This window comes from Williamsia limnetica (genome assembly GCF_003217475.1).
Taxonomy (GTDB): domain Bacteria; phylum Actinomycetota; class Actinomycetes; order Mycobacteriales; family Mycobacteriaceae; genus Williamsia; species Williamsia limnetica.
Genome location: NZ_QJSP01000014.1, coordinates 90,535 through 109,661, shown reverse-complemented (window position 1 = coordinate 109,661; position 19,127 = coordinate 90,535). Strand labels below are relative to the sequence as shown.

Below are 19,127 nucleotides of genomic sequence, written 5' to 3'. Positions count from 1 at the left end.
AGGTGAAAAACCACCTGAGTGGGGACCGAGCACACGAACTGATCATCTGGTGGTCGGCTCCCCTTGTCCATTGAACAGAGCAGTGGGCTCGACAACCGTTGTCAGTATCCCACACAACCGACCCGGCGCTGCCGAGTCCACCGACATCACCCGGAATCGAGCGTCGCGTCGACCTGTCAGCCGAGGTCAGGGAACCACAAAGCAATTTCCCGCTCAGCCGAATCCGGCGAGTCCGAGCCGTGCACGAGATTGAACTGAGTACTCAGTGCATAGTCGCCCCGAATGGTTCCCGGGACGGCTTTTTCCACAGGGTCGGTGCCGCCGGCGATCTGACGGAATGCGGCCACAGCGCGCGGGCCCTCCAGCACAGCTGCCACCAGAGGCCCCGACGTGATGAATTCGAGGAGAGAAGGATAGAAGGGTTTGCCCTCGTGCTCGGCGTAATGGCCGGCCGCGACGTCATCGCCGACGGTCTTGAGTTCGAGGGCGACAAGGGTCAGGCCCTTGCGCTCGATGCGCTCGATGATGTCGCCGACCAGTCCGCGCTCGACGCCGTCGGGCTTGATCAGTACCAGAGTCCGTTCAGTCACCCGGTAAGACTAACCCGACGGCGGATCGAGACGACGAACCGACCGGAAAGGACCAGCCGACTAGGGCTGGCAGTACTCACCTTCGACGGCGAAGAATCCGTAACTGAAGACACCACCGGAGGTGGGGGCAGGGTCGATGACCACCTGAATGCAGCCACCGGGCGACGCGAGAGCCTCATCGACCACGATGTCGAAACGAGCCGCGAGCGCGAGATTGGCCGGCTTGTACTCGGGCGGTACCGGGATCGAGGCGACGAACTCCGGAAGGTTCATATCCGCTGCGCTCTGGGTCAACGCGTGGGTCGCGATATAGCCGAACTGACTGTCCCCCACGGGCATCGGCGAACTCGCCTCCGCGAAAGCAGCTCCCGCTCCTGACACGGTTCCCGCGATGACGCAGGCGGCTCCCGCGGCGGCGAGTGCGGCAGGAACGAACTTTGTGGAGCGTGACATATATATGTGTACCTTTCGAACGCTTCAGGGGTGCTGTGCCTGCGATCTTGTCAGCACCCCGCGCCGAGCGAAACCCGAATCGGGAGTTTTCAGGTCACGTTCCCGCAACATCGACCCGCCCCGTCGAACTGCCCTCTGCGGGCCGGTTCAGTCGGCGATGCGTTCCTGCCCGTTCAACAGTCCGCGTTCCATGCGTAGCCGGACATCGCGTTTGATGTAGGCGATGTAGAGCCACACGATCATGAATACGACCCCGACGGCCCCGATGGACCAGTGGAATATCCATCCGGCGATCGTGATCACCTGCAACGCAAGGTCGTACGGCAGCGCCCAGGACCTGCCCTGCAGTCCCGAACCCAGGATCATCGCCGCTGTGAGCACCCCGAGGTAGATCCCGGACGCGATGGTCAGCCCACCGCCGACCCGAACGACGATGGGAAAGGCCAGCAGCACCACGATCGCCTCGAGGATCAACGTGCCCGCCATCACCCCACGCAGACCCCGCCACGGGTCGACGGTCGGTGGCGTGAACCTGGCTGGTACATCGGAGGATTCGTTGCTCATGCCGGATCCTTCCCGAACAACGTGCGTGCCGCACCTGCGGTGACGACCGAGCCGGTGATCACGACGCCTGTACCGGACATCCCTTCGGAATCATCCAGATTCTCCTCGGCGAGCTCGATCGCCGCCTCGACGGCGTCGGGCAGGAATCCGTGGACCTTCACCCTGTCCTCGCCACAGATCTCGGTGGCCACCTCGGCCAAACCCTCGGGATCCATCGCGCGCGGGGATCCGTTGTGCGTCAACACGATGACGTCGAAGACCGGTTCGAATGCGGCAAGCAAGCCCGCAACATCCTTGTCCGCCAGCACACTGACGACCCCGATCAGTCGACGAAAATCGAATTCGTCCGAGAGCGCCGCCGCCAGCGCCGCCGCCCCATGCGGATTGTGGGCGGCGTCCAGGAAAACCGTTGGCGCCGACCGCACCCGCTCGAGTCGACCCGGACTGGTCGCTGCGGCAAAGCCTGCGCGGACCAACTCGGAATCGAGCTGGCGCTCCGTCCCGGCGCCGAAAAAAGCCTCGACGGCGGCGAGCGCGAGGGCAGCGTTCGATGCCTGATGGGCACCGTGCAGCGGCAGGAAGATCTCGGGGTATTCGCCGCCGAGGCCCTGCAGGGTCAACAGCTGTCCCCCGACGGCCACCCGGCGCTCGAGCACCGCGAACTCCGAACCCTCTCGCGCGACGAACGTATCCGCTTCGACAGCTGCTCGAAGGAGCACGTCGGCGACTTCTTTTTCCTGCACCGCGAGGATCGTCACGGGATCTGTGGGTACCAGCGACTCCGGCGCCTTCTTGATGATCCCGGCTTTCTCCCCCGCGATCTCGGTGAGCGTGTCGCCGAGGTAATCGGCGTGGTCGAGCGCGATCGGGGTGATGACGGCGACCGTGGCGTCGATGACGTTGGTGGCGTCCCAGCGTCCTCCCATGCCCGTCTCGACGATGGCCACCTCGACGGGCGCCTCGGCGAACGCGGTGTACGCCATTGCCGTCAGGACCTCGAACTTGCTCATCCGGGGTCCATCGGCCGCCAACGATCGATCGTCGATCATGTCGATGTACGGCTCGAGTTCGCGATAGGTGTCCACGTAGGCGCGGGGTGTGATGGGCACCCCGTCGATGGAAATGCGTTCGGTCGCCAGTTGGAGATGGGGACTGGTGATCCGCCCCGTGCGCCGGTGAAAGGCGGTGAGCAGGGAGTCGATCATCCTGGTCACCGATGTCTTACCGTTGGTTCCGGCCACATGGATGGCCGGATACCCGCGCTGCGGGGATCCCAGCAGGTCCATCAACGCCGAGATCCGCGCCAGGGACGGATCGATCTTGGTCTCGGGCCACCTCGTGTCGAGTGAGGCCTCGACCTCACCCAGCTCGGCCAGGTCGTCGGCTGTCGGCCGGGTCGGCTCCGGCTGGGTCACGATTGGCCTCCCAGCGCGGCCAGTGCGGCGGTGATCCTGGCGACTTCATCGCGCGCCACCTGCTGACGGCCGCGGATCTTGTCGACCACCGCATCCGGAGCCTTGGAGAGGAACTGCTCGTTTCCGAGCTTGGCCGTGGTGCCGGCGAGTTCCTTCTCGTTGGTCGCCAGATCTTTGGTCAGCCGCCGCTTCTCGGCCTCGACATCGATGGTCCCTGAGGTGTCGATGCGCACGATGACCGTCCTCTCGCGCAGTCGGACCTCGATGGTCGCAGTGGCCGAGAAGTCTGCGCCGGCGGGGTCGAGCCGCGCCAGCGAATCGAGATAGTCACGTTGATGGGACAACCCCGCCTCGTCGAGTCCCTCCAGTTCGACGGCCACCCGCTGCGAGTCCTTGACACCCTGATCGCTGCGGAACCGACGGATCTCGGTGATCAATCGCTGGGTGTCCTCCACCCGATGCCGGGCGGTCAGGTCCACTGCGTGGCCCGATGCCTCAGGCCAGTCGGCGATCACCACCGACTCGCCTCCGGTGAGTGTTTTCCACAGCACCTCGGTCACGAAGGGCATGAACGGATGCAGCATCCGCATCAGTGCGTCGAGTACGTTGCCGAGTACGAGTTTCGTTGCTGCCGTGACGGCGTCGTCGCCACGCGCGAACTGCACCTTGGCCAGCTCGAGATACCAGTCACAGAACTCATCCCATGCGAAGTGGAACAGCGCCTCGCAGGCCTTGGAGAACTCGTAGGCCTCGAAACCCGCATCGACGTCGGCACGCACCTGCTCGAGCCGGTCGAGTATCCAGCGGTCGGTGTCCGTGAGCTGATCACGCGCAGGCAGATCCCCCACCGCGGCGCCGTTCATCAGAGCGAACTTGGTCGCATTGAACAACTTGGTCGCGAAGTTGCGCGATGACTGTGCATGGCCCTCACCGACGGACAGATCGCCGCCCGGATTCGCGCCCCGCGCCAGCGTGAACCGGAGGGCATCCGCGCCGTATTGGTTCACCCAGTCCAGAGGGTCGATGCCGTTGCCCTTGGACTTCGACATCTTGCTGCCGTGCTCGTCGCGCACGAGCCCGTGCAAGAACACATTCCGGAACGGGACGGGTGTGTCTGTACCGGTCTGCTCCCCCAGCGACTTCGCCACGTACGTGCCGAACATCATCATGCGGGCGACCCAGAAGAAGATGATGTCGTAACCGGTGACCAGGACCGATGTCGGGTAGAACTTTTTCAGATCGTCGCCGACCTCAGGCCATCCCATGGTCGAGAACGGCCACAGTCCCGACGAGAACCAGGTGTCGAGGACATCGTTGTCCTGGACGTACCCTGCCGGGGCCTCCTCGCCCGGTCCCACACACACCATGTCGCCGTCCGGCCCGTACCAGACGGGGATCCGATGTCCCCACCACAACTGCCGCGAGATACACCAGTCGTGCATGTCGTCGACCCAGCCGAACCAGCGTGGCTCGAGCGACGCGGGATGGATCACGGTCTCACCCGACCGGACCGCGTCTCCCGCCGCTTTGGCCAACGTTTCCACGCGCACCCACCACTGCATGGACAGGCGCGGCTCGATCGGTTCACCGCTGCGCTCGGAATGCCCCACGCTGTGCAGGTACGGCCGCACCTCTTTCACGATGCGGCCCTGCTCGGCGAGCACTTCCCGGATCTTCGCGCGGGCCTCGTAGCGATCGAGTCCGTCGAACTCGGTTCCGGTACCGGTGACGTGCGCGGTCTCGTCCATCATCGTCGGCATCGGAAGATTGTGCCGGGCGCCGAGGGCGAAGTCGTTGGGATCATGTGCCGGCGTGATCTTCACTGCGCCGGTACCGAATTCCGGGTCGACGTAATCGTCTGCGACCACGGGGATCCGGCGATCGACGAAGGGGTGGTCGAGCTCGGTACCCACGAGATGCCGGTATCGGTCGTCGTCGGGATGCACGGCGATCGCGGTGTCGCCGAGCATCGTCTCGAGCCGGGTCGTGGCGACCACGATGTGCGGCTGTGTGTCGTCGAGCGAGCCGTACCGGAAGCTGACGAGCTCGCCTTCGACGTCTGAGTACTTCACCTCGATGTCACTGATCGCGGTCTGCAGGACCGGGGACCAGTTGACCAGGCGCTCGGCGCGGTAGATCAGGCCCTCGTCGAACATCTGCTTGAACACTGTCTGCACGGCGCGCGACAGCCCGTCATCCATGGTGAAACGTTCACGGGACCAATCCACGCCGTCGCCGAGGCTGCGCATCTGCGCGCCGATGGTGCCGCCCGATTCTGCCTTCCACTTCCAGACCCGCTCGATGAAGTCGTCGCGTCCGATGTCGCCGCGGTTGATGCCCTCAGTGGCCAATTGCCGCTCCACGAGCGACTGGGTGGCAATTCCCGCGTGGTCCATACCCGGCAGCCACAGGACCTCATAACCACGCATCCGGCGCTGCCTGCACATGGCGTCCATCAGGACGTGGTCCAACGCATGCCCCATGTGCAGCGAGCCCGTCACGTTGGGGGGTGGCAACACGATCGAGAACGGCGGCTTCTCACTCGCCGCGTCTGCGGTGAAGTAGCCGGCGTCTACCCAGTTCCGGTACAACTCCGCCTCGTGCGCCCCTGGGTCCCAGGTCTTGGGCAGGGTGGCGGAACTGGTTTCGGCGTGCGGGGACGATTCGGTCACCGGCCAATTCTAGGCAGTCGCCGCGCGAGCGAGAACAGCGCAGGTGGTGCGCGGCTCAGGGCACCCGGAGCCGGTGCAGGTCTTCGGGCGCGTTGACGTTGGTCAACCAGGTCGGATCGGTCAGCGTGACGCGGTTGGTCCGCAACGCATCGACGGCCGCGAGCATGCGGCGTTCACCGGAAGCGACGAGGTCAGCGAGTATCCCCGACGCCCTGGTGCGGTAGACGCCCGCCAGCGGGTGCGCTCGTTGCGAGTCCACGGCGATCGCGGCGTCGTCCGACTCCGAGAGCCCGCGAAGCAACTCGTCCACCATCTCCGCGCTCACCAGCGGCATGTCCGTCGCGCACACGAACACGACATCTCGTCCGGCCGCCGCCGCAGCGACCAAACCGGTGACGAGGCCACCGAGCGGACCCGCCCCGGGCTTCTCGTCGGTGACCCAGTTGATCTGTCCGGTATCGGACTGTCCTTCGCCGAGCCCCCGATAGGCGGGTGACCCCTCACGAGCGACGACGAGGACCGGATCGCAACGTTCGGAGACGATCCGGGTGATGCGGCCGAGCATCGATTCCCCGTTCCACTCCAATGCCGCCTTGTCACTACCCATTCGCTTCGACGCGCCGCCGGCCAAGACCACTGCGCCAATCTGTGCAACATCCATGGACACAGTTAACGCGAGCGCGGGAGCGCTGTGGGCGAAAACGGATGCACAGGGTGATGATGGATGCCATGAACGTCGAATCAGTACCCGAACCGAAGTCGCACGAAGTCGAGCAACATCCGCCCAAGGGTTGGGCGGCGGGGGTACCGGCGGTGGCGGTCGCTCTTGCGCGCTCGGTGAAGCAGATGGGCACGACCCGGACGGCGCGTACTCTCACCGCGCTCAACCAGCGTGACGGCTTCGACTGTCCCGGTTGCGCATGGCCCGAGACGCCGGGCCACCGCAAGCATGCGGAGTTCTGCGAGAACGGTGCGAAAGCCGTCGCCGAAGAGGCGACCACGCGCACTGTCGGACCCGACTTCTTTGCCGCACACACCGTTTCGGCGCTTCGCGAGAAGTCGGAGTACTGGCTGTCCCAGCAGGGCCGGATCACCCATCCGATGGTGCTCACCGACGGAGACGACCACTACCGGCCGATCCGGTGGGACCAGGCCTTCACCCTCATCGCCGACGAACTGGCCGGCCTGGACAACCCTGATCAGGCAGCGTTCTACACCTCCGGCCGCACGAGCAACGAGGCGGCGTTCCTCTACCAGCTGTTCGCACGGTCGTTCGGCACCAACAACCTCCCCGACTGCTCGAACATGTGCCACGAGTCGTCGGGCAGCGCCCTGATCGAGGCCATCGGGATCGGTAAGGGGTCGGTATCCGTACCCGATCTCGAGAACGCCGACCTCATCATCATCGCGGGACAGAATCCCGGCACCAACCACCCCCGGATGCTCTCGACGCTCGAGAAGGCGAAGGGACGGGGCGCGACCATCATCGCGGTCAACCCCCTCCCGGAGGCGGGGCTCCTGCGGTTCAAGGATCCACAGAAGGTGGGCGGGGTCTTCGGTAAGGGCACCGCGTTGGCCGACGAGTTCCTGCAGATCCGGATCGGTGGGGACATGGCCCTGTTCCGAGGCCTTGCCAAACTCCTCCTGGATGCCGAGAAACAGAATCCCGGAACGGTTTTCGATCACGCGTTCATCGACGAGCACTGCCTCGGGGTCGACGACTACCTGGCCGAGGTCGAGACGGTCGACCTCGCTGAGATCGTGCAGGCGACCGGCCTGACCGAGACGCAACTGCGCGAGACCGCCGACCGCCTGATCAACTCCCGCCGAACCATCATCTGCTGGGCCATGGGTTTGACGCAGCAGGCACACGGGGTCGCGACCATCGAAGAGCTCACCAATGTTCTGTTGCTGCGCGGGATGATCGGCAAGCCGGGCGCAGGTGTGTGCCCTGTCCGCGGTCACTCGAACGTCCAGGGTGACCGGACGATGGGCGTCTGGGAGAAGATGCCCGACGACTTCCTCGACGCCCTCGACCACGAGTTCGGCATCGAGGTGCCGCGCAACCACGGCTTCGACACCGTGGACACGATTCGGGCCATGGCTGCCGGCGACATCAAGGTGTTCATCGCGATGGGCGGCAACTTCGTCTCCGCTTCGCCCGATACCCACGCAACTGCAGCCGCCATGGGAACCTGCCGTCTCACTGTGCAGGTGAGCACAAAACTCAATGCCTCACACCTGCGTTCGGGGTCGGTCGGGCTGATCCTTCCGACCCTGGGCCGCACCGACCGGGACATCAGCGGCGGCCGCAAGCAGGAGGTCACCGTGGAGGATTCGATGTCGGTGGTGCACCTGTCCCGCGGTTCACTCCCGCCCTCCGGTGACGAACTACGCAGCGAGGTCGCCATCATCAGCGGGCTCGCCGAGGCCACCCTCGGACCAGATCACCCGGTGCCCTGGTCACGTTTCCCCGCCGACTACGACCTGATTCGTGACCACATCTCCCGGGTCATCCCGGGGTTCGAGGATTTCAACTCCAAAGTGCGCCATCCGGACGGCTTCGTGTTGCCGCACCCCCCACGAGATACCCGGACCTTTCCCACCAGCACCGGAAAAGCCAACCTCGCGACCAATCCACTGCAGTGGCTACGTGTTCCGCATGGCCGGGTGATCCTGCAGACCATGCGCAGTCACGACCAGTACAACACCACGATCTACGGTCACGACGACAGGTATCGCGGAATCAAGGGCGACCGAAACATAGTGCTGCTCAACCCCGAGGACATCACAGCGCTCGGTCTGGCCGACGGGCAGAACGTCGACCTGATCTCGGAGTTCAACGGAGCGGCAGGCCTGGAGGAACGCCGGGTCCACGCGTTCCGGGTGGTCGCGTACCCGACGCCGCGTGGAAACGCCGCAGCCTACTATCCGGAAACCAATCCACTTGTGCCCCTGGAACATGTTGCAGCCAAGTCGAACACACCTGTCTCCAAGGCGATCACCGTCCGCATCGAGGCCTGCTGATGGGCAGGGTCAGCAGCCGAACGCGAGTGCGGCGCATCCGTCCGGGCAGCACCGACGCCCGGGCCGACGTCCTCGCCGTCGAAGAACCACTCGAGATCAGGATCGGCGGCCAATCCTTGGCGGTGACGATGCGTACCCCTGGATCCGATATCGATCTCACTCATGGTTTCCTGCTGACCGAAGGCATCATCTCCGGTGCCGACGACATCAGCATCATCCGCTACTGCGACGGCGTCGACGACCAGGGACGCAACACCTACAACGTCCTCGACGTGGCATTGCGTGAGCCGGGCTCGCTCCCGGAGACCGCTACCCGGAACTTCTACGCCACCTCGTCGTGCGGGGTCTGCGGAAAGGCCTCACTCGACGCGGTGCGGCTCAAGTCCGCCTACCGGCCTGCCGACGATCAGTGCACCGTGGACGTCGCGACCCTCACGGGCCTGCCCGAGCAACTCCGCAGAGCCCAGAAGACCTTCGAGCTCACCGGTGGGGTCCACGGCGCGGCCCTGTTCCGAACCGACGGGACCCTGCTCGTGGCGCGCGAGGATGTGGGGCGGCACAACGCGGTGGACAAGGTCATCGGCTGGGCGGTACAGCAGCGTTCGCTGCCCCTGCGCGAGACCATCCTGATGGTCTCGAGTCGCGCATCGTTCGAACTGGCACAGAAGGCGGTGATGGCCGGTATCCCGATCCTCGCGGCCGTCTCGGCCCCGTCATCTCTTGCTGTCGACCTCGGAAACGAGAGCGACCTGACGATCATCGGCTTCCTTCGCGGCGAGTCCATGAACGTCTACTCCGGCGGGCACCGAGTGCTGGAATGAGAAAACGCCGACGGGAGATATCCCGTCGGCGTTCTCGAAAATCAGATCAGGCGCTCTTGTCGCGCCGTTCGTCACGACGCGGCTTGCGCGGCACGATGGTCGGAAGAACGTTGTCGCGCACCGTCTCTCCGGTGACCACGACCTTCGCAACGTCGTCGCGACTCGGGATGTCGTACATCACCGGCAGCAGGACCTCTTCCATGATCGCGCGCAGACCACGTGCACCGGTACCCCGATGGATGGCCTGATCGGCGATGGCCTCGAGCGCATCTTCGGTGAACTCGAGCTCCACACCGTCCATGTCGAAAAGCCGCGCGTACTGCTTGACCAACGCGTTCTTCGGCTGCGACAGGATGTTGACAAGAGATTCTTTGTCGAGGTTCGTCACCGACGCGATGACAGGCAGGCGGCCGATGAACTCGGGAATCAGACCGAACTTGATCAGATCCTCGGGCATGACCTCCGCGAAGTGATCCGCACTGTCGTCATCGTTCTTGGCCACTTCGGTCCCGAAGCCGATGCCGCGCTTGCCGATTCGGTCAGACACGATCTTGTCGAGGCCGGCGAAGGCACCGGCGACGATGAACAGCACGTTGGTGGTGTCGATTTGGATGAACTCCTGGTGCGGATGCTTGCGTCCACCCTGCGGCGGCACAGACGCCTGCGTACCTTCCAGGATCTTGAGCAGAGCCTGCTGAACACCTTCACCGGAGACATCGCGCGTGATCGACGGGTTCTCGCTCTTGCGGGCGATCTTGTCGACCTCGTCGATGTAGATGATGCCGGTTTCGGCGCGCTTGACGTCGTAGTCCGCGGCCTGGATGAGCTTCAGCAGGATGTTCTCGACGTCCTCACCGACATATCCGGCTTCCGTCAGCGCCGTCGCATCGGCGATGGCGAACGGAACGTTGAGCATTTTTGCGAGGGTCTGCGCGAGGTAGGTCTTGCCGCAACCCGTCGGGCCGAGCATCAGGATGTTCGACTTCGCCAGTTCGACCGGTTCCACCCCTCGGGAATCCTTGCGATCGCCCGCCTGGATCCGCTTGTAGTGGTTGTAGACCGCGACGGCCAACGTCCGCTTGGCGGTGTCCTGCCCGATCACGTAATTCTCGAGGAAATCCCGGATCTCCATGGGCTTGGGGAGCTCATCGAGTTTCACATCGCTGGTCTCGGCGAGTTCCTCCTCGATGATCTCGTTGCACAGGTCGATGCATTCATCGCAGATGTACACACCGGGACCAGCGATCAGCTTCTTCACCTGCTTCTGACTCTTTCCGCAGAAAGAACACTTCAGCAGATCGCCACCATCTCCGATACGTGCCATCTGTCGCTGTACCTACTTCCCTTACCCTGCTGCCCAGAAAACTCAAGAATTCGCGCGGTCCGCCCAGCTCACCCGGAGTTCGGTAATCACGACCGTACCCGTAGGTGACCCGAACTTCGACCGATAAAGCCAAATGTCGCGGGCCACTTTGAAAGCCCACGACCCGCGGGCCGCCCTTTGCGCACACGGGCAAAGGGCAACCCGTCGATCTACTTCTTGCGTCCGGACTTCTTGCGGTACTCGAAGACCTCGTCGATGATGCCGTATTCCTTGGCCTGCTCGGCCGTCAAGATGTTGTCGCGGTCGGTGTCCTTGCGGATCTTGTCGGCCGGCTGTCCGGTGTGGCCGGCCAGGATGTCGTCGAGTTTGCGGCGGATGCGTTCGATCTCCGCGGCCTGGATCTCGAGGTCGGAGACCTGCCCCTGGTAGGCACCACCGGTGCGCGGCTGATGGATGAGGATGGTCGCGTTCGGCAGGGCCGCCCGCTTACCCGGGGTTCCACCGGCCAGCACGATCGCTGCCGCGGAGGCCGCCTCACCGAGGCAGACCGTGGCGATGTCGCAGTGCACGTACTGCATCGTGTCGTAGATGGCGAGCATCGCCGGCACACTGCCGCCGGGCGAGTTGACGTACATGATGATGTCGCGGTCGGGATCCTGCGACTCGAGCACCAACAGCTGCGCCATGATGTCGTTCGCGACGGTTTCGTCGATCGGTGTGCCCAGGAAGACAATTCGCTCTTCGAAGAGCTTTGCGTAGGGGTTGTATTCGCGCGCACCGTTGGGTGTGTGCTCGATGAACGACGGCAGGATGTACCGCGCTTGCGGAGAAAGATTGTTCATGGTTCCCATTACTTTCCGATGAGGGTGCTAGTAGCCAGAGACGAAGTGGAGCGGAGCTCGACCGAAGTGGCAGTCAGGCGCGCGTGATCACGTGGTCGACGAGCCCGTAGTCCTTGGCCTGCTCGGCGGTGAACCACTTGTCGCGGTCGGCGTCCAATTCGATCTGCTCGAGGGTCTGACCGGAGAACTCGGCGTTGAGCCTGTTCATCTCTTTCTTCGTCTGAGCGAACTGCTCGGCCTGGATGGCGATGTCGGCCGCGGTGCCACCGATGCCCGCCGACGGCTGGTGCATCATGATGCGCGCGTGCGGGAGCGCGTGGCGCTTGCCCTTGGTGCCTGCGGCGAGCAGGAACTGACCCATCGAGGCCGCCATGCCCATCGCATACGTGGCGACGTCGCACGGCGCGAGCTGCATCGTGTCGAAAATCGCCATACCCGCGGTCACCGAACCGCCGGGCGAGTTGATGTAGAGGTTGATGTCCTTGGTCGGATCCTCGGCGGAGAGCAACAGAATCTGGGCGCACAGCCGGTTGGCGATCTCGTCGTCCACCTGGGTGCCCAGGAAAATGATTCGCTCACGGAGCAAACGCTCGAAGACCGAGTCGGTCAGATTCAGTCCGGCCACACCCGAACTCGCGGTTGCTCCGGAGAGCGCGGGGGTGTGGATCTTCGGCTCAGTCACGGTACCTACCTTCGACGTCCCGGAAATCGATCCGGGGTTTTCGTTCAACGGACTCACAGTTTGATTGCTATCTCCGACACTAACGAATAGGGGCGACGCCGATGGCTCGGCGTCGCCCCTATTCGCTGACAGCAGAAATTGTGCTGGCGTTTTGGCTGTTAGGACTTGTCGTCCGCCGACTCGTCGGCATCGCTTGCGTCTTCGGCAGCATCCGGGCGGGGGTAGAACTCCGTCGTGTCGACGGTTTCGCCCGCGGTGTCCTTGACCGTCACATCGGGGACGATCTGAGACAGCGCCTTGCTGCGCCGTACCTCTGCGTACACGGCGCCGACTTGGTTGGCCTGCTGCAGCTGCTGAGCGAACTCTGCCGGCTGCATGCCGTACCGCTGGGCCTGGAACATGATCTGCTGCATGAGCTCATCCTGGCCGACCTCGGTCTCTTGCTGATCCGCGATCGCGTCGAGCAGCAGCTGGGTCCGCACGGACTTCTCGGCGACCTCGCGGGCATCGGCCTCGAACTTCTCGCGCGTCGTGCCCTGAGCCTCCAGCAGGCTCTCGAACGCAGCATCGTCATGGCCGAGGCTGTGGACGACCTGGTGGATCTGGCTGTCGACCTCCGCGGTCACGATCGCCTCGGGCAGCGCCACCTCAACCGTCTCGAGCAGCTTGGCAACGAGGCCTTCGCTGATCGCGTTGGCCTGCTCCATCCGCTTCGATCGGGCGACCCGCTCGCTCAGATCGGCCTTCAACTCGTCGACGGTGTCGAACTCGCTGGCCAGCTGTGCGAACTCGTCGTCGACCTCGGGCAGTTCGCGCTCCTTGACGGAGAGGACCTTGACGGTCACCTCGGCCTGGTCACCGCTGTGATCGCCGGCGACCAGAGTGCTGGTGAAGGTCTTTTCCTCGCCGGACTTCAGCCCGATCAGGGCCTCGTCCAGTCCGTCGATGAGTTCTCCGGAACCGACCTCATGGGACAGCCCGCTGGTGGCGGCTTCCTCGACCTCTTTGCCGTCGATGGTCGCCGAGAGGTCGATGGAGACGAAGTCGCCATCGGCCACGGGACGATCGACACCGGTGAGGGTTCCGAACCGTGCGCGCAGCGCCTGCAGTTGCTCGTCGACGGCCTCATCGGCGACAGCCACCGGCTCGACCTCGATCTCGAGGGTCGAATAATCCGGCAGCTCGATGTCGGGACGGACGTCGACCTCGGCGGTGAAGGTGATGCTCTTGCCGTACTCGAGCTCGGCGAGGTCGATCTCGGGCTGGCCGATCGCCTTGATGTCGGTCTCGTCGACGGCTTCGCTGTACTTCGCGGGAAGCGCTTCGTTCACGACCTGCGCCAGCACTGCGTCGCGGCCGACACGGGCCTCGATGAGCTTGGCCGGTGCCTTACCGGGCCGGAACCCGGGGATCCGGATGTCGCGGGCCAGCGTCTTGTAGGTGCGGGCGAATTCCGGCTCCAGTTCCTCGAACGGAACCTCGACGTTGAGTTTGACCCGCGTCGGGCTGATCTGCTCGACGGTGCTCTTCACTTGACTCCCTTTATTGCTGTTCTCGTGAGTCGGGATGACAGGATTCGAACCTGCGACCCTCCGCTCCCAAAGCGGATGCGCTACCAAGCTGCGCCACATCCCGTGTAGGTCGTTCTGCCGCGTCTGGCGGCGCCTGCAGAACCGAACGCAAATACTACGTGCCAGCTCGCCCCGCGCCTAAACCGGTGAGGTCGAGGGGTCCGAAACGCCGTGTTTCCAGCCGATTTCTGATCGACCGGCACGAGGCGGTACAGTCACTTTCGCAGCGGCAGCAATGGCGATCCCAGTGATGCCGTATGCATGCGGGTGTAGCTCAATGGTAGAGCCCTAGTCTTCCAAACTAGCTACGCGGGTTCGATTCCCGTCACCCGCTCCACCTTCGAAAGCCCTGGTCAGAGCCTTGCTCGCCGGGGCTTTCGTCGTTTCCATAAGGCGCTCGGCGCCCGCCCACGGTCCTTGGTGTGGCAGTGACATAACTCGAGTTGTTGACACCGCGGGCAGGAACATGTTTCATTTCACCTCACGTCGACGCCCGCGGCCGGCGAGATCTGTTGGTTCGATCCCCCCGGAGACCCATGCTGCCCGCCAAGTCGATGCTGCCGAAGTTCATGCTTGCCGCCTCCGTCGCGGTGCTGGCGCTGGGCCTGGTGTCCGCTCCCGCATCGGCGAACGACGTCGCGCTCCCGACCCCGTTGGCGGACACGTTCTACGACACGCCTGACGACCTGACCGGGTTCGAGAACGGCGAGATCATCGCCGTCCGCGCGATGCCTGCGCCGCCGTCGCTGTTCGATGTGCAGACCTACCAACTCCAGTTCCGTAGCACCGACATGTACGAGCGCCCGATCGCCGCGGTGACAACGGTCCTGCTACCGAACAACCGACGTCCCAACGGCCCGTTGCTGAGCGTGCAGGACATCGTGAACGCGATGGGGCTCGATTGCGCGCCATCGCAACAGCTTTACGCTTCGACAACCAATGTCGACATCCGATCGGGCAGCCTGACCGCAAGCCAGCGTCCGATGCTGAACGGACTGCTCCAGCAGGGCTGGGTGCTCGCGATCCCCGACCATCTCGGGCCCCGCAGCTCGTACGGTGCCGCGACCCTCGGCGGACGGATCTCGCTCGACGGGATCAAGGCGGTGCAGAACTTCCCCGCGGCAAAGGTCGCGAAGAGCAAGGTGGGCCTGATCGGGTACTCAGGTGGCGGAATGGCCACCGCCTGGGCCACCGCGCTGGCGCCGACCTACGCGCCTGAGCTGTCGATCGCCGGTAGCGCGTACGGCGGTGCACCGATGAACCTCATCAAGATGGGCGAAGGTCTCGGTATCAACAGCGCTCATCCGGCGTTCGGCCTCGCTTTCGCAGCCGCCATGGGACTGTCCCGCGAGTATCCGGCAGAGATACCTATGTGGGACAACCTGACACCCACCGGAAAGAGTTTGTTCACCGAACTACAGAACGCCTGCACCAACGAGATCCTGCTCGCAGGTCTCGGGCACCGCGCGGACGAGATGACCCCCGATGTCGGGATCTTCGACGACCCGGCGGCACGGAAGGTGGTCCGGGCGAACAGCCTCGAGTTCTATCCGGGCATTCCGGACACGGCGATCTTCGAGTGGCACAGCCCGATCGACAATCTGATCCCGGTCGATTCGATCGACATCACCAACCGGCGTTACTGCGACGCGGGTGTCGAACTCGTGTCCGTCCCGGCGTTCTCTCCGGATCATCTGTCGTCGGCGGTGGTGGGGTTACCGGGCGCCCTGGCGTGGATGAACGACCGCTTCGCCGGCGTGCCTGCGCCGTCGACTTGCTGAGGCGCTCGTCACATCTGACCGATTGTCAAAACCCAGTAGTCACAACTGCAACACCAGTAACAAATGCGCCTTTTCCGTTTGGCGCCAGGGGTCGCTCATGCAACTATTGAATCTGCGCTTTCGGGGAGCGTACGGAAGAACGTCGCCAACGTAAGGGTTCAACATAGTGTCGACCAACAAGCTCGTCCGCGGTAGCACCTTCGGGAGTACCGTCACCCGCCTTGTGGCCGCCGTCCTCGGCGTGATCGTCGTGACGCTCGCCATCCCGGCCACCGCGTCCGCTCAGCCCGTGCCGACCATTCCCGGACTGCCCGGCGTTCCACTGCCGACCATCCCCGGAGTGTTCACCCCGACCCCGGCTCCGCCCGCGGAACCGACCACCCCGCAGCCGGCTCCCGAGCCGCCGAAGCCGGTCGAACCCGCTCCTCCGGTCGCAACCACGACCGGCTGGGTGGCCCTCGCTGACGACGCCACCCACGAGCTGACCATCTGGCAAGACGGCAAGGTCGTCCGCAAGGCGCCCATCTCGATGGGTTCGAACGACAACCCGACGCCTAACGGCACGTACTACACCAAGGAGAAGTACCGCGACATGTACATGGATTCGTCCACGTACGGCGTCCCGGTCGACTCCCCCAACGGCTACCGGACCTACGTCGAGTGGGCCATCCGCATGTCATGGGACGGCATCTTCATCCACGGTGCACCGTGGTCCGTCGAGCAACAGGGCAACACCAACGTGAGCCACGGCTGCATCAACCTGAGCCCGGAGAACGCACAGTTCGTGTACGAGAACTTCCCCGAGGGCACCCCGATCGTGGTGCAGGGCACCATCGGTGGACAGTACGTCCCGGGAAGCTAGATTCAACCCGAGCACAACAAAAGGAACGGCGCCGAGGATTTTCTCGGCGCCGTTCTTTTGTCGTCGGACGGGTCCTACTCAGCCCCGAGCTCGTGTCCGTTACCGGCGCCGGTGACCCGCGCGATCGCGCGCATCTTGTTGACAGCATCGAGGGCCGCGACCTTGTATCCCTCGGCCAGCGTCGGGTAGTTGAACACCGCGTCGACGAGATAGTCGATGGTCCCACCACATCCCATCACCGTCTGCCCGATGTGGACCAGTTCGGCGGCGTTCGAACCGAATACGTGCACGCCCAGGATGCTGCGGTCGTGGGCATCGACCAGCAGCTTGAGCATCCCGTACGCGTCGCCCATGATGGTGCCCCTGGCCAGCTCTCGATACCTGGCGACCCCGACCTCGAACGGCACGTTGGCTGCGGTCAGCTCATCCTCTGTCTTGCCGACGAAACTGATCTCCGGGATCGAGTAGATACCGATCGGGTGCTTCGACGAGTCTGTTTCGCCTACCGGTTCACCGAAGGCGTCGTACGCCGCTCGTCGTCCTTGCTCCATCGCGGTCGACGCCAGGGCCGGGAATCCGATGACGTCGCCGACGGCGTAGATGTGCGGCACAGCGGTGCGGAAACGGTCGTCCACCTCGAGGCGTCCGCGATTGTCGCCTGCGAGGCCTGCGGCGGCGACCCCCAGTTCCTCGGTGACCCCTTGGCGGCCTGCCGAGTACAGCACCGTGTCGGACGGGATCTTCTTCCCTGATTCGAGGATCGTGACCGTTCCAGAGGTGTGTTTCTCGACCATCTTGACCGACTCCCCGAATCGGAAGGTCACTCCGCGATCGCGGAGCTGGTACTGCAAGGCCTCCACGATCTCGCGGTCCACGAAGTCCAGCATGCTGGTGCGCCGCTCGACGACCGTCACCTTGGTCCCCAGCGCGGCGAACATCGATGCATATTCGATTCCGATGACCCCCGCGCCCACCACCACCATCGACTGCGGCACCCTGTTCATCCCGAGGATCTGATCGGAGTCGACGATCGTCGCGCCGTCGAACTCGACACTCGCCGGGCGGGCGGGCTTGGTGCCCACCGCGATCACCGCGTGGTCGAAGGTGATGTTCTTGTGGTCGCCTCCCGTCGATTCGACCTCGATCTCGTGCGGACCGATGAACCTTGCATTGCCGATGAGCAGGGCAACCCTGTTACGCGACAGCTGGTTTTGGATGACGTCGATCTCTTTGCCCACGACGTGCGAGGTGCGTGCCGAGAGATCGCCGACAGTGATGTCGGTTTTGAGCCGGTACGACTGGCCATAGAGTTCACGCTGGTTGAGACCCGTGAGGTAGAGCACCGCCTCGCGCATGGTCTTCGACGGGATGGTACCGGTGTTGATGCACACGCCACCGACCATGTCTCGTCGCTCGATGACGGCGGCCTTCTTACCGAGCTTGGCGGCTGCGATCGCTGCCTTCTGGCCGGCAGGACCCGAACCGATGACAACAAGATCGTAATGATCCACGATTATTTCTCCCAGGGGTTGATCCATCTGCGGATCAGTGTCGCCCACCAGGGCCCGCCGCACATTTCGGACGGGTGAATTGTTACCGGCGCCGATGAGAACCTCGTGCCGGACGCTCGGTCAGGCGGCGTCCCGATCCGCGGTCTGCCCGGCCATGAACGTCGCCTGCACCTGCAGCCACTGGGCCAGCGTCTGGCAGCCGGTCAGGTCACTGCCGACCATCGGCTCGGCCGCATACGCGGTGTGCCGACCCCCTCGTCGGTTCACCACCTTCAGGCCTCCGAGCATCAGGCGAGTGGGCAGGTAACCCGCGATCTCGTACACCACCACACGCAGGCGACGCAGATCCCTACGCCACTGCCGGGGCCGGACAGAGGTGCGTGCGGCGTTCTGAAAGCCGTTGCTGATCAACACCAGCCACACACTGCGTAGCCAGAGCGTCAGGTTGCGAATCGACATCGCTGCGGTGATGTCGGCGACGTCTCGCAGCAACGAGTCGTCGCTGGCGTTGCAGATCACGTCGTCAGGATGGGCGATCCACATGGTCGGCAGACCGCTCGGAAGCGCCTTGCCCTCCCCTGCCAGGCCCGACCCCTCGCAGCCGGCGACGACACCCAGAGGTTGATGCGGGTCCGCGACCAAGCCGACTGCCACCACCGCCGGGTAGGGGTCGGCGCCGGCCAGCAACTCACGAATGACCGCGCAACCCTGGGAGTATCCGATGAGCATCACCGGCCCCTCGGTGAGGTCGAGCATGGTGCCGAGGCCGTCAGCCCCCACCCGCACACTCTCGCGGTAGCTCATCCCACCGGCAACCGGGACGGGGCCGTAGCTGGCCGGATAACCGACCCAACGACTGTGGAATCGATCGTCGAGCCGCCCGGTGACGTCGGCCAGCAGGCCGGACACCTCGGGCCGCGCATCACCTGGATACGACTCGCCTGTTCCCCCGACCGTCAGAACTGTCACCGTGGCCATCACACCATTCTCGCCGCACAACCTGAGGTCGGCC

General features: G+C 64.3%; 16 protein-coding genes and 2 tRNA genes. 5 read left to right on the top strand and 13 right to left on the bottom strand.

Annotation, left to right across the window (positions count from 1 at the left end; translation table 11 throughout):
• Positions 1 to 176: 176 nt before the first annotated feature.
• The 6 genes from ndk to DFR67_RS22085 all read right to left on the bottom strand — a co-directional run bounded on the left by ndk (position 177) and on the right by DFR67_RS22085 (position 6,355).
• The gene (gene ndk, locus DFR67_RS22110; protein WP_110471637.1) at positions 177 to 590 is read right to left on the bottom strand and encodes a nucleoside-diphosphate kinase; all 414 of its coding nucleotides are present in this window, start codon (positions 588 to 590) and stop codon (positions 177 to 179) included.
• Between the two features lie 60 nt (positions 591 to 650).
• Positions 651 to 1,043 (bottom strand): hypothetical protein, encoded by a 393-nt coding sequence (locus DFR67_RS22105; RefSeq protein WP_110471636.1) that lies wholly within the window; start codon positions 1,041 to 1,043, stop codon positions 651 to 653.
• A 147-nt stretch (positions 1,044 to 1,190) separates the two neighbouring features.
• On the bottom strand, positions 1,191 to 1,607 hold the full coding sequence (locus DFR67_RS22100; RefSeq protein ID WP_110471635.1) for a DUF4233 domain-containing protein: 417 nt from the start codon (positions 1,605 to 1,607) through the stop codon (positions 1,191 to 1,193).
• Positions 1,604 to 3,022 (bottom strand): bifunctional tetrahydrofolate synthase/dihydrofolate synthase, encoded by a 1,419-nt coding sequence (gene folC / locus DFR67_RS22095; RefSeq protein ID WP_110471634.1) that lies wholly within the window; start codon positions 3,020 to 3,022, stop codon positions 1,604 to 1,606. The genes DFR67_RS22100 and folC overlap by 4 nt, the downstream gene beginning before the upstream one ends.
• Entirely contained in the window at positions 3,019 to 5,694 is a 2,676-nt protein-coding gene (locus DFR67_RS22090; protein ID WP_110471633.1) for a valine--tRNA ligase, read from the bottom strand. The genes folC and DFR67_RS22090 overlap by 4 nt, the downstream gene beginning before the upstream one ends.
• A 55-nt stretch (positions 5,695 to 5,749) precedes the next feature.
• A complete protein-coding gene (locus tag DFR67_RS22085; RefSeq protein WP_110471632.1) occupies positions 5,750 to 6,355 on the bottom strand; it encodes a molybdenum cofactor guanylyltransferase in 606 nt (201 codons plus the stop codon).
• Between the two features lie 68 nt (positions 6,356 to 6,423).
• Here DFR67_RS22085 and DFR67_RS22080 point away from each other — a divergent pair, with 68 nt between their 5' ends.
• Complete coding sequence (locus DFR67_RS22080) at positions 6,424 to 8,721, top strand: FdhF/YdeP family oxidoreductase (RefSeq protein WP_110471706.1); 2,298 nt, start codon at positions 6,424 to 6,426, stop codon at positions 8,719 to 8,721.
• On the top strand, positions 8,721 to 9,542 hold the full coding sequence (gene fdhD, locus DFR67_RS22075; RefSeq protein WP_110471631.1) for a formate dehydrogenase accessory sulfurtransferase FdhD: 822 nt from the start codon (positions 8,721 to 8,723) through the stop codon (positions 9,540 to 9,542). The genes DFR67_RS22080 and fdhD overlap by 1 nt, the downstream gene beginning before the upstream one ends.
• 46 nt (positions 9,543 to 9,588) lie before the next feature.
• Here fdhD and clpX read toward each other — a convergent pair whose 3' ends face one another.
• From clpX to DFR67_RS22050, 5 genes are all read right to left on the bottom strand, one after another.
• Positions 9,589 to 10,866 carry an ATP-dependent Clp protease ATP-binding subunit ClpX gene (gene clpX / locus DFR67_RS22070; protein WP_084891474.1) on the bottom strand — a complete coding sequence of 426 codons (1,278 nt, stop codon included), beginning with the start codon at positions 10,864 to 10,866 and terminating at the stop codon, positions 9,589 to 9,591.
• A gap of 209 nt (positions 10,867 to 11,075) precedes the next feature.
• Positions 11,076 to 11,708: an ATP-dependent Clp protease proteolytic subunit gene (locus tag DFR67_RS22065; RefSeq protein WP_094647676.1), complete on the bottom strand. Its 633-nt coding sequence runs from the start codon at positions 11,706 to 11,708 to the stop codon at positions 11,076 to 11,078.
• Between the two features lie 73 nt (positions 11,709 to 11,781).
• Positions 11,782 to 12,390: an ATP-dependent Clp protease proteolytic subunit gene (locus tag DFR67_RS22060; protein WP_084838726.1), complete on the bottom strand. Its 609-nt coding sequence runs from the start codon at positions 12,388 to 12,390 to the stop codon at positions 11,782 to 11,784.
• Between the two features lie 158 nt (positions 12,391 to 12,548).
• Entirely contained in the window at positions 12,549 to 13,922 is a 1,374-nt protein-coding gene (gene tig / locus DFR67_RS22055) for a trigger factor (protein WP_158540009.1), read from the bottom strand.
• A 29-nt stretch (positions 13,923 to 13,951) separates the two neighbouring features.
• Positions 13,952 to 14,025: transfer RNA gene (locus DFR67_RS22050), tRNA-Pro, on the bottom strand.
• Between the two features lie 199 nt (positions 14,026 to 14,224).
• Here DFR67_RS22050 and DFR67_RS22045 point away from each other — a divergent pair.
• The 3 genes from DFR67_RS22045 (at position 14,225) to DFR67_RS22035 (ending at position 16,604) form a co-directional block, all read left to right on the top strand.
• Positions 14,225 to 14,298 (top strand) — tRNA-Gly (locus DFR67_RS22045).
• A gap of 199 nt (positions 14,299 to 14,497) precedes the next feature.
• The gene (locus tag DFR67_RS22040) at positions 14,498 to 15,742 is read left to right on the top strand and encodes a lipase family protein (RefSeq protein ID WP_110471629.1); all 1,245 of its coding nucleotides are present in this window, start codon (positions 14,498 to 14,500) and stop codon (positions 15,740 to 15,742) included.
• 166 nt (positions 15,743 to 15,908) lie between these two features.
• A complete protein-coding gene (locus tag DFR67_RS22035; protein ID WP_110471628.1) occupies positions 15,909 to 16,604 on the top strand; it encodes a L,D-transpeptidase in 696 nt (231 codons plus the stop codon).
• Between the two features lie 74 nt (positions 16,605 to 16,678).
• On the opposite strand, the gene sthA is transcribed toward DFR67_RS22035, so the two are convergent.
• Both sthA and DFR67_RS22025 read right to left on the bottom strand, forming a co-directional pair.
• Complete coding sequence (sthA, locus tag DFR67_RS22030) at positions 16,679 to 18,115, bottom strand: Si-specific NAD(P)(+) transhydrogenase (RefSeq protein WP_110471705.1); 1,437 nt, start codon at positions 18,113 to 18,115, stop codon at positions 16,679 to 16,681.
• 120 nt (positions 18,116 to 18,235) lie between these two features.
• Positions 18,236 to 19,093, bottom strand: a complete 858-nt coding sequence (locus DFR67_RS22025) for an alpha/beta hydrolase family protein (RefSeq protein WP_110471627.1) — start codon at positions 19,091 to 19,093, stop codon at positions 18,236 to 18,238.
• Positions 19,094 to 19,127: the final 34 nt, after the last annotated feature.

Bases quoted from the DNA above. Each gene is read 5' to 3' on its own strand.
- DFR67_RS22025 (WP_110471627.1), bottom strand. From the start codon at position 19,093: ATGGCCACGGTGACAGTTCTGACGGTCGGGGGAACAGGCGAGTCGTAT.
- DFR67_RS22080 (WP_110471706.1), top strand. From the start codon at position 6,424: ATGAACGTCGAATCAGTACCCGAACCGAAGTCGCACGAAGTCGAGCAA.
- DFR67_RS22040 (WP_110471629.1), top strand. From the start codon at position 14,498: ATGCTGCCCGCCAAGTCGATGCTGCCGAAGTTCATGCTTGCCGCCTCC.
- DFR67_RS22065 (WP_094647676.1), bottom strand. From the start codon at position 11,708: ATGAACAATCTTTCTCCGCAAGCGCGGTACATCCTGCCGTCGTTCATC.
- clpX (WP_084891474.1), bottom strand. From the start codon at position 10,866: ATGGCACGTATCGGAGATGGTGGCGATCTGCTGAAGTGTTCTTTCTGC.
- DFR67_RS22105 (WP_110471636.1), bottom strand. From the start codon at position 1,043: ATGTCACGCTCCACAAAGTTCGTTCCTGCCGCACTCGCCGCCGCGGGA.
- DFR67_RS22100 (WP_110471635.1), bottom strand. From the start codon at position 1,607: ATGAGCAACGAATCCTCCGATGTACCAGCCAGGTTCACGCCACCGACC.
- DFR67_RS22085 (WP_110471632.1), bottom strand. From the start codon at position 6,355: ATGGATGTTGCACAGATTGGCGCAGTGGTCTTGGCCGGCGGCGCGTCG.
- fdhD (WP_110471631.1), top strand. From the start codon at position 8,721: ATGGGCAGGGTCAGCAGCCGAACGCGAGTGCGGCGCATCCGTCCGGGC.